A 17,283-nucleotide genomic window follows, 5' to 3' on the forward strand; every position below is an offset into this window, starting at 1 on the left:
CCTCCCCCCCTCGGGCCCGGCGTGCGCGCGCACGCCGGGCCCGAGGGGGGGAGGGAAGGGCTCAGAGAGGATCAGGCCAGCGCGGCCGGGTCGTTGACCAGCCAGGTCGCCATCGGCTTGGCCGGGTCGTCGCCGGACAGCGCGGTGAAGGTGACGCCGAGCTTGACCGCGCCGGTGCGGGACAGCGACAGCTCCTCCACCTCGGAGACCGCGCCGTACGGGACCACCAGCCGGTAGCGCAGGTCCTTGGCGCCGTTGTTGTCCGCGAAGTCGATGGCGAGGGCCCGCTGGTCCTGGCCGCCCGGCGTACCGCCGATGTCGATCTTCTGCGCGGTGGTCTCCGTCTGGGAACCGGCCGAGACGATCGAGGTCGACGGCAGCCCCAGGTAGAACGGGAACGTGTCCTTGTTGATCTGGAGCAGCTGGAACTTCAGGGTCAGGTCCCGGTCGGAGAGCATGAAGCGCGCCGGGGCCATCGACTGCCAGGTGTCGACCGGGTCGTTCTTGTCCTTCTTGTTGAACTTGACCCCGTCGGACGAGGTGAAGCCCAGGTTGACCCACGGGGAGGCCAGCGCGGCGGTGTCCTTGGCGGTGGTGCCGGCCGGGGCCCACCAGACGTTGCCGGCGCCGGCGATGCGGATCTCGGTGTTCTTGAAGCCTGCCATGTGTGCTCCTCGGTGAGAGAGGGGGAGTAGGCGGTGGTGCAGTCGCTTATGCCGGGCGGATCGACAGCCGCAGGGTGGCCAGGTAGCGGTTTCCGGCCGGGCGGTTGTAGTCCGGCAGCCAGCGCGGTCCGTCCGCCTCGTCGACGTCGGTGACCAGCGCGGTGCCGTACCGGGTGCCTTGGAGTTCCAGGGCGCAGGCGCGGGCCGCGTCGGCGGTGACGAGTGCGGTGGTCTTGTCCGGGCCGTACACCTCGAGGTCGACCAGCGGCCGGTCGAGGTTGAGGTCGTCGATCCAGGCGCCGCCGGCGCGGGAGACGAGGACGACCTGCTGGGTGCCGTCGAACCCGGCGGGCGGCCGGTTGTCGACAGTGGTCCCGGCCAGCTCGGTCCGGTTCTTCAGGAAGTCGACGACGAGCCGCTCCACGTCGGGGAAGTTCAGGATCGCCACATGGACGCTCCCTTCGGGAGAGGAGGCGAAGAGGGGGCCCGGTTTCCGGGCAGCAGAAAGCGGCAGGTCCGTCGCCCGGGATCCGGGCGCAGCTCTGCCGCTGCTTCGAGTGTGACGCGGCCTCCTGGTTCTCGCAACTGAGCTTCTGCGCAGGGGTAGTTGGCGGCAGGGAACGCCGAAGGGGCCCGTCGCGGTGAGCGAGGGACCCCGATGGTGCGGGTGCGGGTGCGGGTGCGGGGCGGCGGTCGTCAGCGGCTGCCGCGTGAGCGGTTCGTCGCGCGCTCGGCGGCGAACACGTCCTCCAGCCGGTACAGCTGCCGGCGGCCCTGCGCGCCGGCGGGCCGCAGGTGCCCGCGCTGCACCCACTTGCGGATGGTGGCGGGGGTGACGCCGGCCTCGGTGGCGGCCAGCTCGGACGTGACCATGGGGGAGTTCGCCGAGTTCATCGAGTTCATGGGGCCTCCTCGTCCGCCGGCCCGGCCACATGCCCGCAGGGCGGGTTCACGCACCGCACCTCGGCCCGCTCCGGGAACCCCCGCAGTGACACCGAGTCGCAGGCCGGGCAGCGTCCGGGCATGCGGACCATCTGTTCCGGGTCGCCGAGCGCGCGGGCGCAGCGCGCGGCCATCCGCCGGGTCTCGTCCTCGACGTGCGCGGCCAGCACCGGGTCGGCGGCGACGCGCTCCAGCAGCCCGGCGATCCGGCGCAGCCGCACCGGTACGGGGGCGGCGGGCACGGGACGCAGGCCGAGCCGTTCGCGTACGGCCTCCTCCAGTTCGACGACCCCGTCCGTGATGTCGCGCAGGGCGTCGGAGACGTGCAGCCGTACGGGGGCGGTGGTGCCGCCGACGGGCCCGCCGCCGCGCCGTTCCCGCAGCCCCCCGTGGGCCGCGGGCGCCAGCTCGGTGACGAGTTCGGGGTACCGCCGCAGCAGCGAGGAGATCCAGACGGCCGGGTTCATACGGCGACCTCGCGTCCGTTGCGCCACAGCCGCCCGCCGCTGACGCCGTCGAACCAGGTGTGCGAGGGGTCGACGACGGCCTCGCACTCGCGTCGGATCTGACATTGGTTGCACGCGCGCAACGTATGCTCGGCTTCGGAGGGGTTGCGGGTGAATACGTAGCGTTGTGGGAGACTGGCGCAGGCTGCGGCCCTGCGCCAGTCGATTTCGCTGGTCACGGGCTGTACCTCCCCGTAGATGGGAATATTTGTTCGACACATGCGGGCACTGGTCAGCGTGGCACCGTGCGAGCGCGAGCGCAAGTGACTTGAGAAGTGGCCGGGGTGGCGGGGGTGGGCGGGCCGGATGTGACGGATGCGGCCGACTGCTCCGCGTGCGAACATTAGTTCGAAAGAAGGGGTGGAAGTGGTCCGCGACGAGGTGAGGTGAGGTGAGAGGTGCGTTTCCTTACGCGCGTGCGCGCGCACTCCCGGTGCGTGCGCGATCGGTACGCTGCTCCCCACACGAGGGGAGAGCGGGAACATGGGGCCCAGCCAACGTGCCACGGGCACGGAACGCGCAGAGCGGACGGAACGCGCCGACGCGCTGGAGGAGTTCGCCGCCTGGGTCGAGGACCTGATGCGGGACCGCGGCTATGTGATCGACGGCCCACGTGGCGGTGGCAAGTCGCGGTTGGCCGACGACTCCGGTGTCCACCGGGCCGCGGTGACCCGGCTGCTGCAGCGGCAGAGCATGCCGGACCTCGAGACCATGCGGCGCCTGGCCGTGGTGCTCGGCGTGCCGCTGCGGGACATGCTGATCCGCTCCGGGCGGCTGTCCGAGGACGATCTGCCGCTCGAACCGGACCCGGACCCGGGCGCGGACCCCGGAGCGGGGCGGCGGCTGAGCCCGGAGGAGGCGGCGCGGCGCATGGGCGTACCGGAGGAGCTGCGCTGCCTGTTCGTGAAGGTGGCCCGGCAGTTTCTGACGGAGGGGCGTTAGGGAAAGAGACGCGGGACGGGGGAGTGCGGGAGTGCAAGGAGTGCACACATGGGTGACGGGGGACGCCAGGAAAATGACAGGGACGGTACCGGCGGCGGCGAGCCGCCCACCGAGGCGGAGCGGGTTACCCGGCTGCTGGGCGGCCTGCTGATCGTACTGGGGGAGAAGGTCCGGGAGGCGGGACCGGAAGCGGTCCGCATCCTCACCGACGAGGAGGTGCAGCGGGCCAACCTCCAGTGGTACCGCACGGGCTGGGAGGAGCACGCCCGGGCGGTCCGCCCGTCCGGCGAGCCCGGACCGTCCGGCCACGTGCAAGCCGGCCCGTCCGGCTCGGGTGATCCGGCCCGCCCGGCGCAGCATCCGGCCGATCCCGATCCCCTGTCCGCCATGGGCCGGCTGCTGGACTTCCCCGGCCGCACCGCCCGGGCCGCCGGCCCCGGCGACGAGCCTGCCCGGGCGAAGCCGCGACACCGGCACGACGAACCCGGCCGCGGGCGGCACGAGCGCGTCCGGGAGCGCGGCGAGGGAGCCGATGCGGCGCGGCGGCCCGACGGGGACGGGTGAAGCGGCGGGCACCGGTCACCGGCGAGGCCGGGATCGGCGTACCGGCCGTGACCGTGAGCGGCGCGAGCCCTTCGGGCTGCCGGAGGGCCGGGCGGACGAGCATCCACGGTCTGACGGGGCACGGCCTCGCCCCGTCGCCTCCTGCGCGCCGTCGCGTACCAGCAGGCAGGATGGGACCATGAGCGTAGTCAAGATCAACGTACTGACCGTGCCGACCGAGCAGCGGGAGACCCTCGAGAAGCGGTTCGCCTCGCGGGCCCACGCCGTGGAGAACTCCGACGGCTTCGAGTGGTTCGAGCTGCTGCGCCCCGTGGAGGGCACCGACACCTACCTCGTCTACACGCGCTGGCGGGACGAGGAGTCCTTCCAGGCGTGGATGGAGGGCCCGATGAAGTCCGCGCACCAGGGCGCCGGCGAGAGTGGCGGGGAGGGCGGCGAGCGGTCCAGGCCCGCGGCCTCCGGCTCCACCCTGTGGTCCTTCGAGGTCGTGCAGCAGGCGGGCCCGAAGAGCGAGTAGGCGCAGCGACGGGGAAACGGCGACGCCCCCCGGCCGCGCGAGCCGTGGGGGCGTCGGTACCCGGACGGGCCGGGCCGCGCCTACTCGCAGACCAGGTCCCGCGCCGGCCGCTCACCCGTCGCCAGGAAGTGGGAGACCGTCCGGTCGCCGCAGGCGTTGCCGTTGTCGAGGTAGGCGTCGTGGCCGGTGGAGTCCACGGTCACCATGACGGCGCGCCGGCCGAGGGCCTGGCGGAGCTTGAGGGCACCGCTGAGGGGGGTGGCCACGTCACGCCGGTTCTGGACCATCAGGACGGTGGAGGGGCCGCGGTCGCTGATCCGTACCGCCGGCTCCTTCGGCGGGTACGGCCAGGCGGCGCACATCGCCGCGTTCCTCGGCATCCCGGCGGTCAGCGGGTACTTGGCGCGGCTCTCGGTGACCTCCTTCTGGTACCCGGCCGCGGACCTGGGCCAGGCGACGTCGTTGCAGAGGGTGGCCGCGCTGACCGCGGTGACGTTCTGTAGGACCGCCTCGGGCGGTGCCTGGGGCGCGGGCGGCACGGTGCCCTTCCGGGCGGCCAGGATCAGCTCGGCCAGGGCCGGGTAGTCGTCGGGGTCGTACAGGCTGTCCAGCATCGTCTGGCGGAGCACGTTGCCGTTCAGCTCCTCCGGGTCGGCGCCCGGCCACGGGAGGGGGTCACGGTCGAGGCGTTCGGCGAGGCGGAGGAAGACGCCGCGGACCTCGGCCGCGGTGTCCGCCACCCGGTCGGGGTTGTCCGGCCGGGACGCCCAGTCGTCGAACTCGGGGAAGTTGTCCTCGGCGCCCGCTTCGAACGCGGCGAGCCAGGCCCGCTCCACCCGCACGTGGTCGGGGTTGTTGTTGCTGTCCAGCACGAAGCGGTCGGTGCGGTGCGGGAACAGCTCGTTGTAGACGGCGCCGACGTACGTCCCGTACGAGACGCCCCAGGCGGAGATCTTCCGCTCGCCGAGCGCCGCCCGGATGCGGTCGAGGTCGCGCGCCTCGTCGGCGGAGCTGATGTGCCGCATCAGCCGGCCGCCGTTGCGCGCGCAGGCGTCCGACATCCGCCGCGCGGTGGCCATGTTCTCCGTGACGGAGCCGTCGGGGCCGGGCCAGGGCAGGAGTTTCGTCCGGGCCAGGTCACCCCGCTCCAGGCCGCAGCTGACCGGCGCGGAGCGGCCGTACCCCCGGGGATCGAACCCGATCAGGTCGTAGGTGTCCCGTACTTCCTGCGGCAGCTTCTGCCCCTTGCCCGAGGGCTGGTCGAGGCTGCCGCCGCCGGGCCCGCCGGGGATCAGGAACAGGGCGCCGCGGCGTGTCCGCGGGTTCTCGGCGGGGATGCGGGAGAACGCGAGGGTGATCTTCTCGCCGTGCGGGTCGGCGTAGTCCATCGGCACCTCGATGGTCGAGCACTCCTGCCGCGGATCGAGCCCCTTCCCCTCGCACTTCGTCCAGTGGAGCCGCGGCGGTCCGGCGTCGCCGGCCGTCGAGGGGGACGCCGTGGCGGCGGGCACGGCGAGGCCGAGGACGGCGGCGGAGGCGGCGAACAGGGCCGCGGTGCGCTTGATCTTCGTCATACGGACGAGCTTCGCCTGCCCCGCCCCGCACCGACATCCGGCCAACCGGCTTCCGCGCCGGGGGGTTTACCCCCCGGGGTTCCCCTACTCCCCGGGCCCCGAGGCCAGTTCACACCACACGTACGTGCCGTTTCCGCCCTTGCCCCGGGACCCGCCGATGCGGAACCACCCCCCGTCGTCGGCGTAGGCCTGGACCAGGTGCAGCCCCGACCGGTTTCGGCGTCGTCCGGTGGGACCGTCGTCGTCGGTGGAGCGGGGTCGGTGTCCCAGGCGCCGAGGCGGAACGAGGGGCCCGAGTGCCGGAGTTTCAGGGCGGCGGGGCCTTCGGTGTGGCGGATGGCGTTGCCGAGGAGTTCGGAGGCGAGGAGTTCGGAGGCGAGGAGTTCGGAGGCGAGGAGTTCGGCGCCCCGCCGACGCCGGCCGCTTCCCGCAATGGGTAGACATGGGCCGGCCGCGCGCAGCGCAGCGGCAGGTCACCGCGCCGAGACGTGGCCCATTCCTGCCAATCGCGGGAATCGCGGAATCGCGGAATCGCGGGAAGCGGCCGGCGCTGGGCCGAGCCCCCGGAACGGCGGTGCCCCCGTCTCGTACGAGACGGGGGCACCGGGCGCCGCGAAGGGGTGCCGTTACTTCACCGGCTCCGGCTCCGGCTCGCTCTCCGTCTCGGGCTCGCCGGCCGGGTCGACCGGGGTCCTCACCGAGTCCAGGAGGAGCTGGGCGACGTCCACGACCTGGATGGACTCCTTCGCCTTGCCGTCGTTCTTCTTGCCGTTCACGGAGTCCGTGAGCATGACGAGGCAGAACGGGCAGGCGGTGGAGACGATGTCGGGGTTCAGCGACAGCGCCTCGTCGACGCGCTCGTTGTTGATGCGCTTGCCGATCCGCTCCTCCATCCACATCCGCGCGCCGCCGGCGCCGCAGCAGAAGCCGCGCTCCTTGTGGCGGTGCATCTCCTCGTTGCGCAGGCCCGGGACCTTGCCGATGATCTCGCGCGGGGGCGTGTAGATCTTGTTGTGGCGGCCCAGGTAGCACGGGTCGTGGTAGGTGATGATGCCCTCGACCGGGGTGACCGGGACGAGCTTGCCCTCGTCCACCAGGTGCTGGAGCAGCTGGGTGTGGTGGATGACCTCGTAGTCGCCGCCGAGCTGTGGGTACTCGTTGCCGAGGGTGTTGAGGCAGTGCGGGCAGGTGGCGACGATCTTCTTCGCCGACTTCGGCTTCTTCGACTCCGGCGTGACCTTGCCCTCGTCGTCCAGCTCCTCGCCGAACGCCGTGTTCAGGGCCATCACGTTCTCCATGCCGAGCTCCTGGAAGAGGGGCTCGTTGCCGAGGCGGCGGGCGGAGTCACCGGTGCACTTCTCGTCGCCGCCCATGATCGCGAACTTGACGCCCGCGATGTGGAGCAGTTCGGCGAAGGCCTTCGTGGTCTTCTTGGCGCGGTCCTCGAGGGCGCCGGCGCAGCCGACCCAGTACAGGTACTCGACCTCGGTGAGGTCCTCGATGTCCTTGCCGACGACCGGGACCTCGAAGTCGACCTCCTTGAGCCACTCCAGGCGCTGCTTCTTGGCCAGGCCCCAGGGGTTGCCCTTCTTCTCCAGGTTCTTGAGCATCGTGCCCGCCTCGGAGGGGAAGGCGCTCTCGATCATGACCTGGTAGCGGCGCATGTCGACGATGTGGTCGACGTGCTCGATGTCGACGGGGCACTGCTCGACGCAGGCGCCGCAGGTGGTGCAGGACCACAGGACGTCCGGGTCGATGACGCCGTTCTCGTCGGCGGTGCCGATCAGCGGGCGCTCGGCCTCCGCCAGGGCGGCGGCCGGGACGTCCTTCAGCTGCTCCTCGGACGCCTTCTCCTCGCCCTCCATGGTCTTGCCGCCGCCCGCGAGCAGGTACGGCGCCTTGGCGTGGGCGTGGTCGCGCAGCGACATGATCAGCAGCTTCGGCGACAGCGGCTTGCCCGTGTTCCACGCGGGGCACTGCGACTGGCAGCGGCCGCACTCGGTGCAGGTGGAGAAGTCGAGCAGGCCCTTCCAGGAGAACTGCTCGACCTGGGAGACGCCGAAGACGTCGTCGTCGCCCGGGTCCTCGAAGTTGATCGGCTTGCCGCCGGAGGTCATCGGGAGCAGGGCGCCGAGGGCGGTCCCGCCGGTCGCGTCGCGCTTGAACCAGATGTTCGGGAAGGCGAGGAAGCGGTGCCAGGCCACGCCCATGTCGGTCTTCAGGGCGACCGTGATCATCCAGATGAAGGAGGTCGCGATCTTCAGGCCGGCGAAGAAGTAGGTGAGGTTCTGGAGCGTGGAGACGTCCATGCCCTCGAGCCAGTGCACCACCGGGTACGAGATGAAGAACGAGGCCTCGTAGCCGTCCACGTGGTGCTGGGCGCCCTCCAGCGCGTGCAGCATGAAGATGCAGACGCCGACGATGAGGATGACGGCCTCGACGAAGTACGCCTGGCCGAAGTTGGAGCCGGCGAAGCGGGACTTGCGGCCCGGGTCGCGCGGGTGGTTCAGCTGGCGGATGGCGATCAGGACGAGGATGCCGACCACCGTCATCGTGCCGATGAACTCGACGTACACGTTGTACGGCGCCCAGTCGCCGAGGACCGGCAGGAGCCAGTCGGCCTGGAACAGCTGGCCGATCGCGTTGACGATCGTCAGCAGCAGGGTGAAGAAGCCCACCGCCACGAACCAGTGCGCGACACCCACGATGCCCCAGCGGTTCATCCGGGTGTGGCCGAGGAACTCCCTGACCACGGTGAGGGTGCGCTGCGTGGGATCGTCGGTCCGCGTGCCGGCCGGCACCGGCTGGCCCAGCCGCATGTAGTTGAAGATCTGCAGGAGGGCGCGGCCGAACAGTGCCACACCGACCACGATCAGGACCAGCGACACGATGATCGCGGCGAGTTGCATTGGGGCTCCTGAGGCGGCCTCGAATTGACCGAGTGACATTACTAAGCGGTAACTTATGCAGTCCGTTTGAGACTACCCCCATCTTCCGTCGAGATGCAGCCGGGTGCGGGGTGATATGGGTCGCTCAGGTGTGCCTGAGTGGGCTCAGGGGTGGGGGCGAGTCGCCCGCCGGGCAATCGGATCGTGTTATTCATCCCGAATTGATACTTTCGGCCCTACTTTAGAGCCGTGCTCTACGGGATCCTCGCCGCCACCACCGCCCTCCTGCTGACCGCCGTGCTCGCGGCGCTGCTGAGGGGGCCGGTCCTGCGGGCCGGGATCGTCGACCGGCGGCGGCAGCGGCCCGTACCGCTGTTCGGAGGGCTGGCGGTGGTGGCCGCGACCTGTCTCGTCGCCGGCATGGGGCAGTGGACGCGGGTCGCGCCGCTGGGGGGCGGGGTGGGGGACCTGCTGGTGGCGGGGGCCGGGATCGCCGCGCTCGGACTGGTCGCGGATGTGTGGCGGCTGCGGGCGCGGGTACTGGTCGCCGGTGCGGCGGTGGCGGCGGCCTGCGTGGTGCCGTACGAGGAGACGGGCGTGGCCGCCGGGTTGCTGGCGGTGAGCTGGATCGTGTTCGTCACGCTCGCCTTCCGGGCGCTGGACCACGCCGACGGGCTCACGGGAACGGTCGGCGTGGTCACGGCCTTCGGGGCGGGGGCGTGCGCGGCGGCGGAGGTGATGGACGGGCTGGCGGTGCTGCTGAGCGTGCTCGCCGCCGCCCTCACCGGGTTCCTCATGCACAACTGGCCGCCCGCGCGGATCGGACTCGGCGCCTGCGGGTCGCTGTTCACCGGGTTCCTGCTCGCCTCCGCGGCGGTGACCGCCCGGGCGGGGTACCCGCTCGGGTCCAGCGTGCGGGTGCTGTTCCCGCTCACCGCGGTCGCCACCGCGGACGTGGTCCTCGTGGCCCTGTCCCGGCTGATGGCCCGGCGGTCGCTGCTGCGCGGCGGGCCCGACCACCTGGCCCACCGGCTGCGGCGGCTCGGGCTCACCCCGCCGGGGGCCGTCGTGCTGCTGGGGGCCGGGGCCTTCGCGGCGGTGCTCGCCGGGGTGCTGGTGCACAGCGGCTGGGCGGGGGAGCAGGCAGTGCTGTGGGTGGTCGGCGGGATGTCCGTGGTCGTGCTCGGGCTGCTCCGCGTACCCGTGTACGGGGTGCGGCGCGCCGTGCCGACGCAGACGGCGGCTTCGTCAGCTTCGTCAACTTCGGCCCGGACCTCCGCGCGGACCTCTACGCGGGCATCAGCACAGGTCACAGTCCCGTTGCGCGTAAGGAACGGATAAGACTTGAGCCGGTTCGACTCAGGTCTGTTGACCCAGCGGCCCTCCTCATGCACACTTGAGCCTGTTCCACTCAAGTCAGCTGGAGGAATTCACCATGGCACGTGCGGTCGGCATCGACCTGGGCACGACTAACTCCGTCGTCAGCGTTCTGGAAGGCGGCGAGCCCACCGTCATCACCAACGCCGAGGGCGCCAGGACCACGCCGTCCGTCGTCGCCTTCGCCAAGAACGGTGAGGTGCTCGTCGGCGAGGTCGCCAAGCGCCAGGCGGTCACCAACGTGGACCGGACCATCCGGTCCGTCAAGCGTCACATGGGCACCGACTGGAAGATGGAGCTGGACGGGAAGCCCTTCAACCCGCAGCAGATCTCCGCCTTCATCCTGCAGAAGCTGAAGCGGGACGCCGAGGCCTACCTGGGCGAGAAGGTGACCGACGCGGTCATCACCGTCCCGGCGTACTTCAACGACTCCGAGCGCCAGGCGACCAAGGAGGCCGGCGAGATCGCCGGTCTGAACGTCCTGCGCATCGTCAACGAGCCGACCGCGGCCGCGCTGGCCTACGGCCTGGACAAGGACGACCAGACGATCCTCGTCTTCGACCTCGGTGGCGGCACCTTCGACGTGTCCCTGCTGGAGATCGGCGACGGCGTCGTCGAGGTGAAGGCCACCAACGGTGACAACCACCTCGGTGGTGACGACTGGGACCAGCGCGTCGTCGACTACCTGGTGCAGCAGTTCAAGTCCGGCCACGGCGTGGACCTGGCCAAGGACAAGATGGCCCTCCAGCGGCTGCGCGAGGCCGCCGAGAAGGCGAAGATCGAGCTGTCCTCGTCCAGCGAGACCTCGATCAACCTGCCCTACATCACCGCGTCCGCCGAGGGCCCGCTGCACCTGGACGAGAAGCTCACCCGCGCCCAGTTCCAGCAGCTGACGGCCGATCTGCTGGAGCGCTGCAAGACGCCGTTCCACAACGTCATCAAGGACGCCGGCATCGCCCTCGGCGAGATCGACCACGTCGTCCTCGTCGGCGGTTCCACCCGCATGCCCGCCGTCGCCGAGCTCGTCAAGGAGCTGACCGGCGGCAAGGAGGCCAACAAGGGTGTGAACCCGGACGAGGTCGTCGCCATCGGCGCCTCGCTCCAGGCCGGTGTCCTCAAGGGCGAGGTCAAGGACGTCCTGCTCCTCGACGTCACCCCGCTGTCCCTCGGCATCGAGACCAAGGGCGGCATCATGACCAAGCTGATCGAGCGCAACACCACGATCCCGACCAAGCGCTCCGAGATCTTCACCACGGCCGAGGACAACCAGCCGTCCGTGCAGATCCAGGTCTACCAGGGCGAGCGCGAGATCGCGGCGTACAACAAGAAGCTCGGCATGTTCGAGCTGACCGGTCTGCCCCCGGCGCCGCGCGGCGTCCCGCAGATCGAGGTCTCCTTCGACATCGACGCCAACGGCATCATGCACGTCACGGCGAAGGACCTCGGCACCGGCAAGGAGCAGAAGATGACCGTCACCGGCGGCTCCTCGCTCCCGAAGGAAGAGGTCGATCGCATGCGCGAGGAGGCCGAGCGCTACGCGGAGGAGGACCACAAGCGCCGCGAGGCCGCCGAGACCCGCAACCAGGGCGAGCAGCTCGTCTACCAGACCGAGAAGTTCCTCAAGGACAACGAGGACAAGGTCCCGGGCGAGATCAAGACCGAGGTCGAGGAAGCGATCGGCGAGCTGAAGGAAGCCCTCAAGGGCGAGGACAGCGCCGAGATCCGCACCGCGACGGAGAAGGTCGCGGCCGTCTCCCAGAAGCTGGGCCAGGCCATGTACGCCGACGCCCAGGCCGCGCAGGCCGCCGGTGGCGCGTCCGCCGGTGCCGGTGAGGCCAAGGCCGACGACGACGTCGTCGACGCGGAGATCGTGGACGACGAGCGCAAGGACGGTGCCGCGTGACGGAGGAGACCCCGGGCTTCGAGGAGAAGCCCGACGTCCCCTCCGGCGCCACCCCTGACGACGCCGAGCCGAAGGCCGCCTCCTCCTCCGAGGAGCAGGCGGCCCCGGCCGGGGACGCGAACCAGACAGCAGGCCTGGTGGCCCAGCTGGACCAGGTGCGCACCGCGCTCGGCGAGCGCACCGCGGACCTCCAGCGACTCCAGGCCGAGTACCAGAACTACCGCCGCCGCGTCGAGCGTGACCGGATCACGGTCAAGGAGATCGCCGTCGCGAACCTCCTGACCGAGCTCCTGCCCGTGCTCGACGACATCGGCCGCGCGCGGGAACACGGCGAACTCGTCGGCGGTTTCAAGTCGGTGGCAGAGTCGCTGGAGACCGTCGCGGCCAAGATGGGCCTCCAGCAGTTCGGCAAGGAGGGCGAGCCCTTCGACCCGACGATCCACGAGGCCCTGATGCACTCGTACGCGCCGGACGTCACCGAGACGACGTGCGTGGCGATTCTGCAGCCCGGGTATCGCATCGGCGAGCGCACCATCCGCCCCGCGCGGGTGGCCGTGGCCGAACCGCAGCCCGGCGCGCAGACGGCGAAGGCCGAAGGGGCTGAGGACAGCCCCGGGGCCGGCGCCGTCGACGACAAGGAGAGCGGTGGCCCGGAGGAGGGCTGACGTCGACACGAACCAAGCACGGAAGGAGGGGCGTCGGGGATGAGCACCAAGGACTTCATCGAGAAGGACTACTACAAGGTCCTCGGCGTCCCCAAGGACGCCACCGAGGCCGAGATCAAGAAGGCGTACCGGAAGCTCGCCCGCGAGTTCCACCCGGACGCCAACAAGGGCAACGCCAAAGCCGAGGAGCGCTTCAAGGAGATCTCCGAGGCGAACGACGTCCTCGGTGACCCGAAGAAGCGCAAGGAGTACGACGAGGCCCGCACCCTGTTCGGCAACGGGGCCCTCTTCGACAGGCAGGGTCGCCCCGGGCCGGGCGCGGGCGGCGGATCGTTCAACTTCGACCTGGGCGACCTCTTCGGAGGCGGAGGCGGCGCCCAGGCCGGGGGCGGCGGCTTCGGCGGCGGAATCGGTGACGTCTTCGGGGGCCTGTTCAACCGGGGTGGCGCGGGCACCACGCGCACCCAGCCCCGGCGCGGCCAGGACGTCGAGTCCGAGGTCACGCTCAGCTTCACGGAGGCCATCGAGGGGGCCACGGTCCCGCTCAGGATGTCCTCGCAGGCTCCGTGCAAGGCCTGTTCGGGCACCGGCGACAAGAACGGCACGCCCCGCGTGTGCCCGACCTGCGTCGGCACCGGCCAGGTGGCCCGGGGCTCCGGGGGAGGGTTCTCCCTCACCGACCCCTGCCCCGACTGCAAGGGGCGCGGCCTGATCGCCGAGCACCCCTGCATGGAGTGCAAGGGCAGCGGCCGGGCCAAGTCCTCCCGCACCATGCAGGTCCGCATCCCGGCCGGCGTCACCGACGGGCAGCGCATCCGGCTGCGCGGCAAGGGCGCGCCCGGCGAGCGGGGCGGTCCGGCGGGCGACCTGTACGTGGTCGTACACGTCGGCGAGCACCCGGTGTTCGGCCGCAAAGGCGACAACCTCACGGTGACCGTCCCGGTGACGTTCACCGAGGCCGCCCTCGGCGGCGAGGTCCGCGTCCCGACCCTCGGCGGTCCCCCCGTCACGCTGAAGCTGCCGCCGGGCACGCCGAACGGGCGCACCATGCGGGCGCGGGGCAAGGGCGCGGTCCGCAAGGACGGCACCCGCGGCGACCTGTTGGTCACCGTCGAGGTGAGTGTCCCGAAGGACGTGTCGGGGAAGGCTCGTGACGCGCTCGAGGCGTATCGCGAGGTGACCGCGGGCGAGGACCCGCGGGCGGAGCTGTTCGAGGCAGCGAAGGGAGCTTGAGTGGGATGGACGGCCGTCGACGGAACCCGTATGAACTGACCGAGGAAACCCCGGTCTACGTCATCTCGGTGGCGGCCCAGCTCTCCGGCCTGCACCCGCAGACGCTGCGCCAGTACGACCGCCTGGGCCTGGTGTCCCCCGGCCGTACCGCCGGGCGGGGCCGCCGTTACTCGGCCCGTGACATCGAACTGCTCCGCCAGGTGCAGCAGTTGTCGCAGGACGAGGGCATCAACCTGGCCGGCATCAAGCGCATCATCGAACTGGAGAACCAGGTCGCCGCGCTCCAGTCCCGCGTCGTGGAGCTGGAGGCGGCCCTGGACGGCGCGGCCGCCGCGATGCGCCAGCGCGAGGCCGCCGTGCACGCCTCCTACCGGCGGGACCTCGTCCCGTACCAGGAGGTCCAGCAGACCAGCGCCCTGGTGGTGTGGCGGCCCAAGCGGCAGCAGCAGACCGACTGACCCGCCCGCGTGGGGGAAAGGGGCCCGGAGACGACTCCGGGCCCCTTTCCGTGCCCGCCGCTCCGCACCCCCGCCGGCGTATGGCCGACTTCGTTCGATCCCCTGCCCGGTCGGTACGACCGGCCCGCCCGGGGGTTCGTATCGGCCAAGATCACGACTCGTGGGGGACGGAGTCACTTGTACGGATCTTTACCCTCTCGTGAACTCGCCTTGGGTGAAGGGTCCGTAAAGGGCGTTTGGAGAAGATTCCGCTGGGCCTTCACATGCACAGCGGAGCGTGGTGTTGCGCACTCGTTAAGTGATTCCGCTTGACGCCGGTGGTGGCCGACGCGTTGGCTTTTCAGTCATCTGGGTGGCATAGGAGCCACACGTCCCGAACGCACCTGAAGTGAGCCCTCGAATGCGTCGTATCGCCATATCCGTGGCCGCCACCACGATGATCCTCTCGCTCGCCGGCTGCGGTGTGCTGAACGCGACGGGGGACGCGAGCGACGCGAGCCCGACGAAGGGCAACGACATCACCGTGGGTGTGCTGATGCCGGAGAAGGCGAACACGCGGTACGACGACTTCGACTACCCGATCATCAAGGCCAAGGTCACCGAGCTCACCAAGAAGCAGGGCCGGGTCACGTACGCGAACGCCGCCGCCGACTCGAAGAGGCAGATCTCCCAGATGGTGAAGATGATCGACGACAAGGTCGACGTCATCATCCTCGACGCCGTCGACTCGCACGCCATCGCGTCCACCGTGAAGAAGGCGAAGGACGCGGGCATCCCGGTCATCGCCTACGACCGGCTGGCCGAGGGACCGATCGACGCGTACGTCTCCTTCGACAACGAGCTCGTCGGCGAGGTGCAGGCCCGCACCCTGCTCGAGGCGCTGGGCCCGGACGCCGACACCTCCGACAAGGTCGTCATGGTGAACGGCTCGCCGACCGACCCGAACGCCAAGCAGTTCAAGGAGGGTGCGCTCTCCGAGCTCAACGGCAAGGTGACCATCGCCGCGTCGTACGACACCGACAAGTGGGACCCGCTCACCGCCCAGGCCGAGATGGCCAAGGCGATCAGCACGATCGGCAAGGACAACATCGCCGCCGTCTACTCCGCCAACGACGGCATGGCCGGCGGCATCGTCCAGGCGTTCAACAACGCGGGCGTCACCGACCTGCCGCCCATCACCGGCCAGGACGCGGAGCTGGCGGCGGTCCAGCGGGTCGTCGTCGGCGAGCAGTACATGAGCGTCTACAAGTCCTACCCGGAGGAGGCCGAGGCCGCCGCCGAGATGGCCGTCGCCAGGATCCAGGGCCGGGACATCCAGTTCGACGCCCTCACCCGCGACAAGGTCGACAGCCCCACCAACAAGGACATCCCCGCCCAGCTGGTCACGGTGAACGCCCTGACGAGGAAGACCATCAAGAGCACCGTCATCGCGGACGGCATCTACACGGTGGACGACATCTGCACGGCCAAGTACAAGGCGGCCTGCGCGTCCATCGGCCTGAAGTAGCCCACCGCGGCAGCCGGCCGGCCGCGGTCAAGGGGACGTGGTGCCAGGCGTTCACCCGCGAGGGTGGGCGCCTGGCCGTGTTCCGGGCGGCCACCGGCACGGGCCCGTGACGTTCGGGCCGTCACCGTCGGCTTGTCGCGGTGCGACGGGCGGAGTACACGGGCGGAGGACAGACGGGCACAGGCCGGGGACAGCGGGTCGTTCCGGTGGTCGGCGACGGCCACGGCGCGGAGAGCCGTGTTGCGGACCCGGTCGAGGCCGCGCATAGTTGCGCTGCGGATGTGGCAGCAAACCGGGGGTGGAATGGGCGATGGCCGGGCACGGGACGGAAGAGCATCCCCACGGTGCCGACCGACTGTGCGAGGCCGGGGATCGGGTGTATTCCCGGGCCGTACGGCGCGGCCGCGTGGCGCGCACGGACGCCGAGGCGGTGCCCTGCCTGCTCGACCTGGCGCTGCTGCACCCCGACCCCGACGACATGGCCTGGCTGGTGCCGACCTCCCCGCAGGAGGTCATGACCCGGCTGCTGCGCGGGGTCCACGACGAGGTGCGGGACAGCCAGCGGCGGGTGGGTTCGGCGGTGGCCGCCTTCGAGCGCTACGCGGGGCTGGGACGGCAGCTGCAGGCCTCCGCGGCGGCGTCGGCGGAGGGCACCGCCATCCGTGTCCTGGACGGACTGTCCCGGATCCAGGCCGCGATGGACGAGGCGACCGAGGCGTGCACCACCGAGGTGCTGACCGTCCAGCCCGGCGGCATCCGGCGGGAGGCGGAACTCACCGAGGGCCTGCACCGGGCGCTGGCGCTGCGCGGCCGGGGCGTGCACATGCGGGACCTGTACACGCACGTGGCCCGGCACGGGCAGGGGCTGCTGAACTACCTGGAGCTGATGGGTGACGCGGTCGAGGCCCGCACCCTGGACGAGGTCATCGACCGGCTGATCCTCTTCGACCGCACGGTCGCCTTCATCCCCGCCAACGCCGACCGCACCATGGCGCTGGAACTGCGCCACCCCGCGCTGGTCGAGTACCTCGTGACGGTCTTCGAGCGGCTGTGGCGGCTGGCGATCCCGCTGACCGCGCCGCTGCCCGACACCGGCATCGAGGGCATCTCGCACCGCGAGCAGTCCATCGCGGCGCTGCTCGCGGAGGGCCACCAGGACGCGGTGATCGCCGAACGGCTCGGCATCAGCGTCCGCACCTGCCGGGCCCACATCGCCCGGCTGTCGGAGACACTGGGCGCGGCCAGCCGTACCCAACTGGGCGTCCGCATCGCTCAGGTGGGCCTGGACGGCCCACCGCGCACGGCGGAACCGGCCGCGGTCACCCTTCCCGGCCGCGCATCCCCGACCGTGCGATAGCCGTCCGGCGGTACCCGGTCCCCACCGCAAGCCCCTTCGGCCGGGGGCCCGGAGCGCCCAGGCGGGCCCGGACGGCCCACCGTGCGGTGGGCCGGGACCGGATCAGAACTCCACCTCCTGGCTGCGCCGCCGGATGACGGTGATCTCGTCCCGCTGGTTGCCGGTGGGGCCGATGTAGTTGAAGC

The 17,283-nt window shown here is 71.1% G+C and carries 17 protein-coding genes; 10 read left to right on the forward strand and 7 right to left on the reverse strand.

Features of this window, described 5'->3' with window-relative positions:
- Positions 1-71 precede the first annotated feature (71 nt).
- From ABZX30_RS34945 to ABZX30_RS34965, 5 genes are all read right to left on the reverse strand, one after another.
- On the reverse strand, positions 72-665 hold the full coding sequence (locus ABZX30_RS34945) for a phage tail protein (protein ID WP_355941475.1): 594 nt from the start codon (positions 663-665) through the stop codon (positions 72-74).
- 46 nt (positions 666-711) lie between these two features.
- Positions 712-1,113 carry a hypothetical protein gene (locus ABZX30_RS34950; protein WP_355941478.1) on the reverse strand — a complete coding sequence of 134 codons (402 nt, stop codon included), beginning with the start codon at positions 1,111-1,113 and terminating at the stop codon, positions 712-714.
- Positions 1,114-1,361: 248 nt separating this feature from the next.
- Entirely contained in the window at positions 1,362-1,568 is a 207-nt protein-coding gene (locus tag ABZX30_RS34955; protein WP_355941481.1) for a helix-turn-helix domain-containing protein, read from the reverse strand.
- A complete protein-coding gene (locus ABZX30_RS34960) occupies positions 1,565-2,074 on the reverse strand; it encodes a hypothetical protein (protein WP_355941484.1) in 510 nt (169 codons plus the stop codon). The genes ABZX30_RS34955 and ABZX30_RS34960 overlap by 4 nt, the downstream gene beginning before the upstream one ends.
- The gene (locus tag ABZX30_RS34965; RefSeq protein ID WP_355941487.1) at positions 2,071-2,292 is read right to left on the reverse strand and encodes a WhiB family transcriptional regulator; all 222 of its coding nucleotides are present in this window, start codon (positions 2,290-2,292) and stop codon (positions 2,071-2,073) included. Before ABZX30_RS34965 ends, ABZX30_RS34960 begins: the two co-directional genes overlap by 4 nt.
- Before the next feature lie 400 nt (positions 2,293-2,692).
- Between ABZX30_RS34965 and ABZX30_RS34970 the strand changes: the two genes are divergently transcribed.
- The 3 genes from ABZX30_RS34970 to ABZX30_RS34980 all read left to right on the forward strand — a co-directional run bounded on the left by ABZX30_RS34970 (position 2,693) and on the right by ABZX30_RS34980 (position 4,136).
- On the forward strand, positions 2,693-3,055 hold the full coding sequence (locus tag ABZX30_RS34970; protein WP_355941522.1) for a helix-turn-helix transcriptional regulator: 363 nt from the start codon (positions 2,693-2,695) through the stop codon (positions 3,053-3,055).
- Between the two features lie 48 nt (positions 3,056-3,103).
- Entirely contained in the window at positions 3,104-3,619 is a 516-nt protein-coding gene (locus ABZX30_RS34975; RefSeq protein WP_355941490.1) for a hypothetical protein, read from the forward strand.
- Between the two features lie 178 nt (positions 3,620-3,797).
- On the forward strand, positions 3,798-4,136 hold the full coding sequence (locus tag ABZX30_RS34980; RefSeq protein WP_355941493.1) for an antibiotic biosynthesis monooxygenase: 339 nt from the start codon (positions 3,798-3,800) through the stop codon (positions 4,134-4,136).
- An 80-nt stretch (positions 4,137-4,216) separates the two neighbouring features.
- On the opposite strand, the gene ABZX30_RS34985 is transcribed toward ABZX30_RS34980, so the two are convergent.
- On the reverse strand, positions 4,217-5,710 hold the full coding sequence (locus tag ABZX30_RS34985) for an alpha/beta hydrolase (RefSeq protein WP_355941496.1): 1,494 nt from the start codon (positions 5,708-5,710) through the stop codon (positions 4,217-4,219).
- Between the two features lie 626 nt (positions 5,711-6,336).
- The gene (locus tag ABZX30_RS34990) at positions 6,337-8,619 is read right to left on the reverse strand and encodes a (Fe-S)-binding protein (protein ID WP_355941499.1); all 2,283 of its coding nucleotides are present in this window, start codon (positions 8,617-8,619) and stop codon (positions 6,337-6,339) included.
- A gap of 228 nt (positions 8,620-8,847) precedes the next feature.
- Here ABZX30_RS34990 and ABZX30_RS34995 point away from each other — a divergent pair, with 228 nt between their 5' ends.
- From ABZX30_RS34995 to ABZX30_RS35025, 7 genes are all read left to right on the forward strand, one after another.
- Positions 8,848-9,939, forward strand: a complete 1,092-nt coding sequence (locus tag ABZX30_RS34995; RefSeq protein ID WP_355941502.1) for an MraY family glycosyltransferase — start codon at positions 8,848-8,850, stop codon at positions 9,937-9,939.
- 94 nt (positions 9,940-10,033) lie between these two features.
- Positions 10,034-11,878: a molecular chaperone DnaK gene (gene dnaK / locus ABZX30_RS35000; protein ID WP_355941505.1), complete on the forward strand. Its 1,845-nt coding sequence runs from the start codon at positions 10,034-10,036 to the stop codon at positions 11,876-11,878.
- Positions 11,875-12,543 carry a nucleotide exchange factor GrpE gene (gene grpE, locus ABZX30_RS35005; RefSeq protein ID WP_355941508.1) on the forward strand — a complete coding sequence of 223 codons (669 nt, stop codon included), beginning with the start codon at positions 11,875-11,877 and terminating at the stop codon, positions 12,541-12,543. The genes dnaK and grpE overlap by 4 nt, the downstream gene beginning before the upstream one ends.
- A 39-nt stretch (positions 12,544-12,582) precedes the next feature.
- The gene (gene dnaJ, locus ABZX30_RS35010; protein WP_355941511.1) at positions 12,583-13,776 is read left to right on the forward strand and encodes a molecular chaperone DnaJ; all 1,194 of its coding nucleotides are present in this window, start codon (positions 12,583-12,585) and stop codon (positions 13,774-13,776) included.
- Between the two features lie 5 nt (positions 13,777-13,781).
- The gene (locus tag ABZX30_RS35015; protein WP_355941514.1) at positions 13,782-14,234 is read left to right on the forward strand and encodes a helix-turn-helix domain-containing protein; all 453 of its coding nucleotides are present in this window, start codon (positions 13,782-13,784) and stop codon (positions 14,232-14,234) included.
- Between the two features lie 400 nt (positions 14,235-14,634).
- Positions 14,635-15,741, forward strand: coding sequence for a substrate-binding domain-containing protein (locus tag ABZX30_RS35020; RefSeq protein ID WP_355941517.1), 1,107 nt, complete (start codon positions 14,635-14,637; stop codon positions 15,739-15,741).
- A 310-nt stretch (positions 15,742-16,051) separates the two neighbouring features.
- On the forward strand, positions 16,052-17,098 hold the full coding sequence (locus tag ABZX30_RS35025) for a LuxR C-terminal-related transcriptional regulator (RefSeq protein ID WP_355941519.1): 1,047 nt from the start codon (positions 16,052-16,054) through the stop codon (positions 17,096-17,098).
- Positions 17,099-17,283 lie beyond the last annotated feature (185 nt).

The organism is Streptomyces sp. NPDC004542 (genome assembly GCF_040610035.1).
Lineage (GTDB): Bacteria > Actinomycetota > Actinomycetes > Streptomycetales > Streptomycetaceae > Streptomyces.

Excerpts from the sequence above, each read along its gene's own strand:
- ABZX30_RS34945 (WP_355941475.1), bottom strand. The coding sequence starts at position 665 with ATGGCAGGCTTCAAGAACACCGAGATCCGCATCGCCGGCGCCGGCAAC.
- ABZX30_RS34955 (WP_355941481.1), bottom strand. The coding sequence starts at position 1,568 with ATGAACTCGATGAACTCGGCGAACTCCCCCATGGTCACGTCCGAGCTG.
- ABZX30_RS34960 (WP_355941484.1), bottom strand. The coding sequence starts at position 2,074 with ATGAACCCGGCCGTCTGGATCTCCTCGCTGCTGCGGCGGTACCCCGAA.
- ABZX30_RS34970 (WP_355941522.1), top strand. The coding sequence starts at position 2,693 with ATGCGGGACCGCGGCTATGTGATCGACGGCCCACGTGGCGGTGGCAAG.
- ABZX30_RS34975 (WP_355941490.1), top strand. The coding sequence starts at position 3,104 with ATGGGTGACGGGGGACGCCAGGAAAATGACAGGGACGGTACCGGCGGC.
- ABZX30_RS34980 (WP_355941493.1), top strand. The coding sequence starts at position 3,798 with ATGAGCGTAGTCAAGATCAACGTACTGACCGTGCCGACCGAGCAGCGG.
- ABZX30_RS34985 (WP_355941496.1), bottom strand. The coding sequence starts at position 5,710 with ATGACGAAGATCAAGCGCACCGCGGCCCTGTTCGCCGCCTCCGCCGCC.
- ABZX30_RS34990 (WP_355941499.1), bottom strand. The coding sequence starts at position 8,619 with ATGCAACTCGCCGCGATCATCGTGTCGCTGGTCCTGATCGTGGTCGGT.
- dnaK (WP_355941505.1), top strand. The coding sequence starts at position 10,034 with ATGGCACGTGCGGTCGGCATCGACCTGGGCACGACTAACTCCGTCGTC.
- dnaJ (WP_355941511.1), top strand. The coding sequence starts at position 12,583 with ATGAGCACCAAGGACTTCATCGAGAAGGACTACTACAAGGTCCTCGGC.
- ABZX30_RS35015 (WP_355941514.1), top strand. The coding sequence starts at position 13,782 with ATGGACGGCCGTCGACGGAACCCGTATGAACTGACCGAGGAAACCCCG.
- ABZX30_RS35020 (WP_355941517.1), top strand. The coding sequence starts at position 14,635 with ATGCGTCGTATCGCCATATCCGTGGCCGCCACCACGATGATCCTCTCG.
- ABZX30_RS35025 (WP_355941519.1), top strand. The coding sequence starts at position 16,052 with ATGGCCGGGCACGGGACGGAAGAGCATCCCCACGGTGCCGACCGACTG.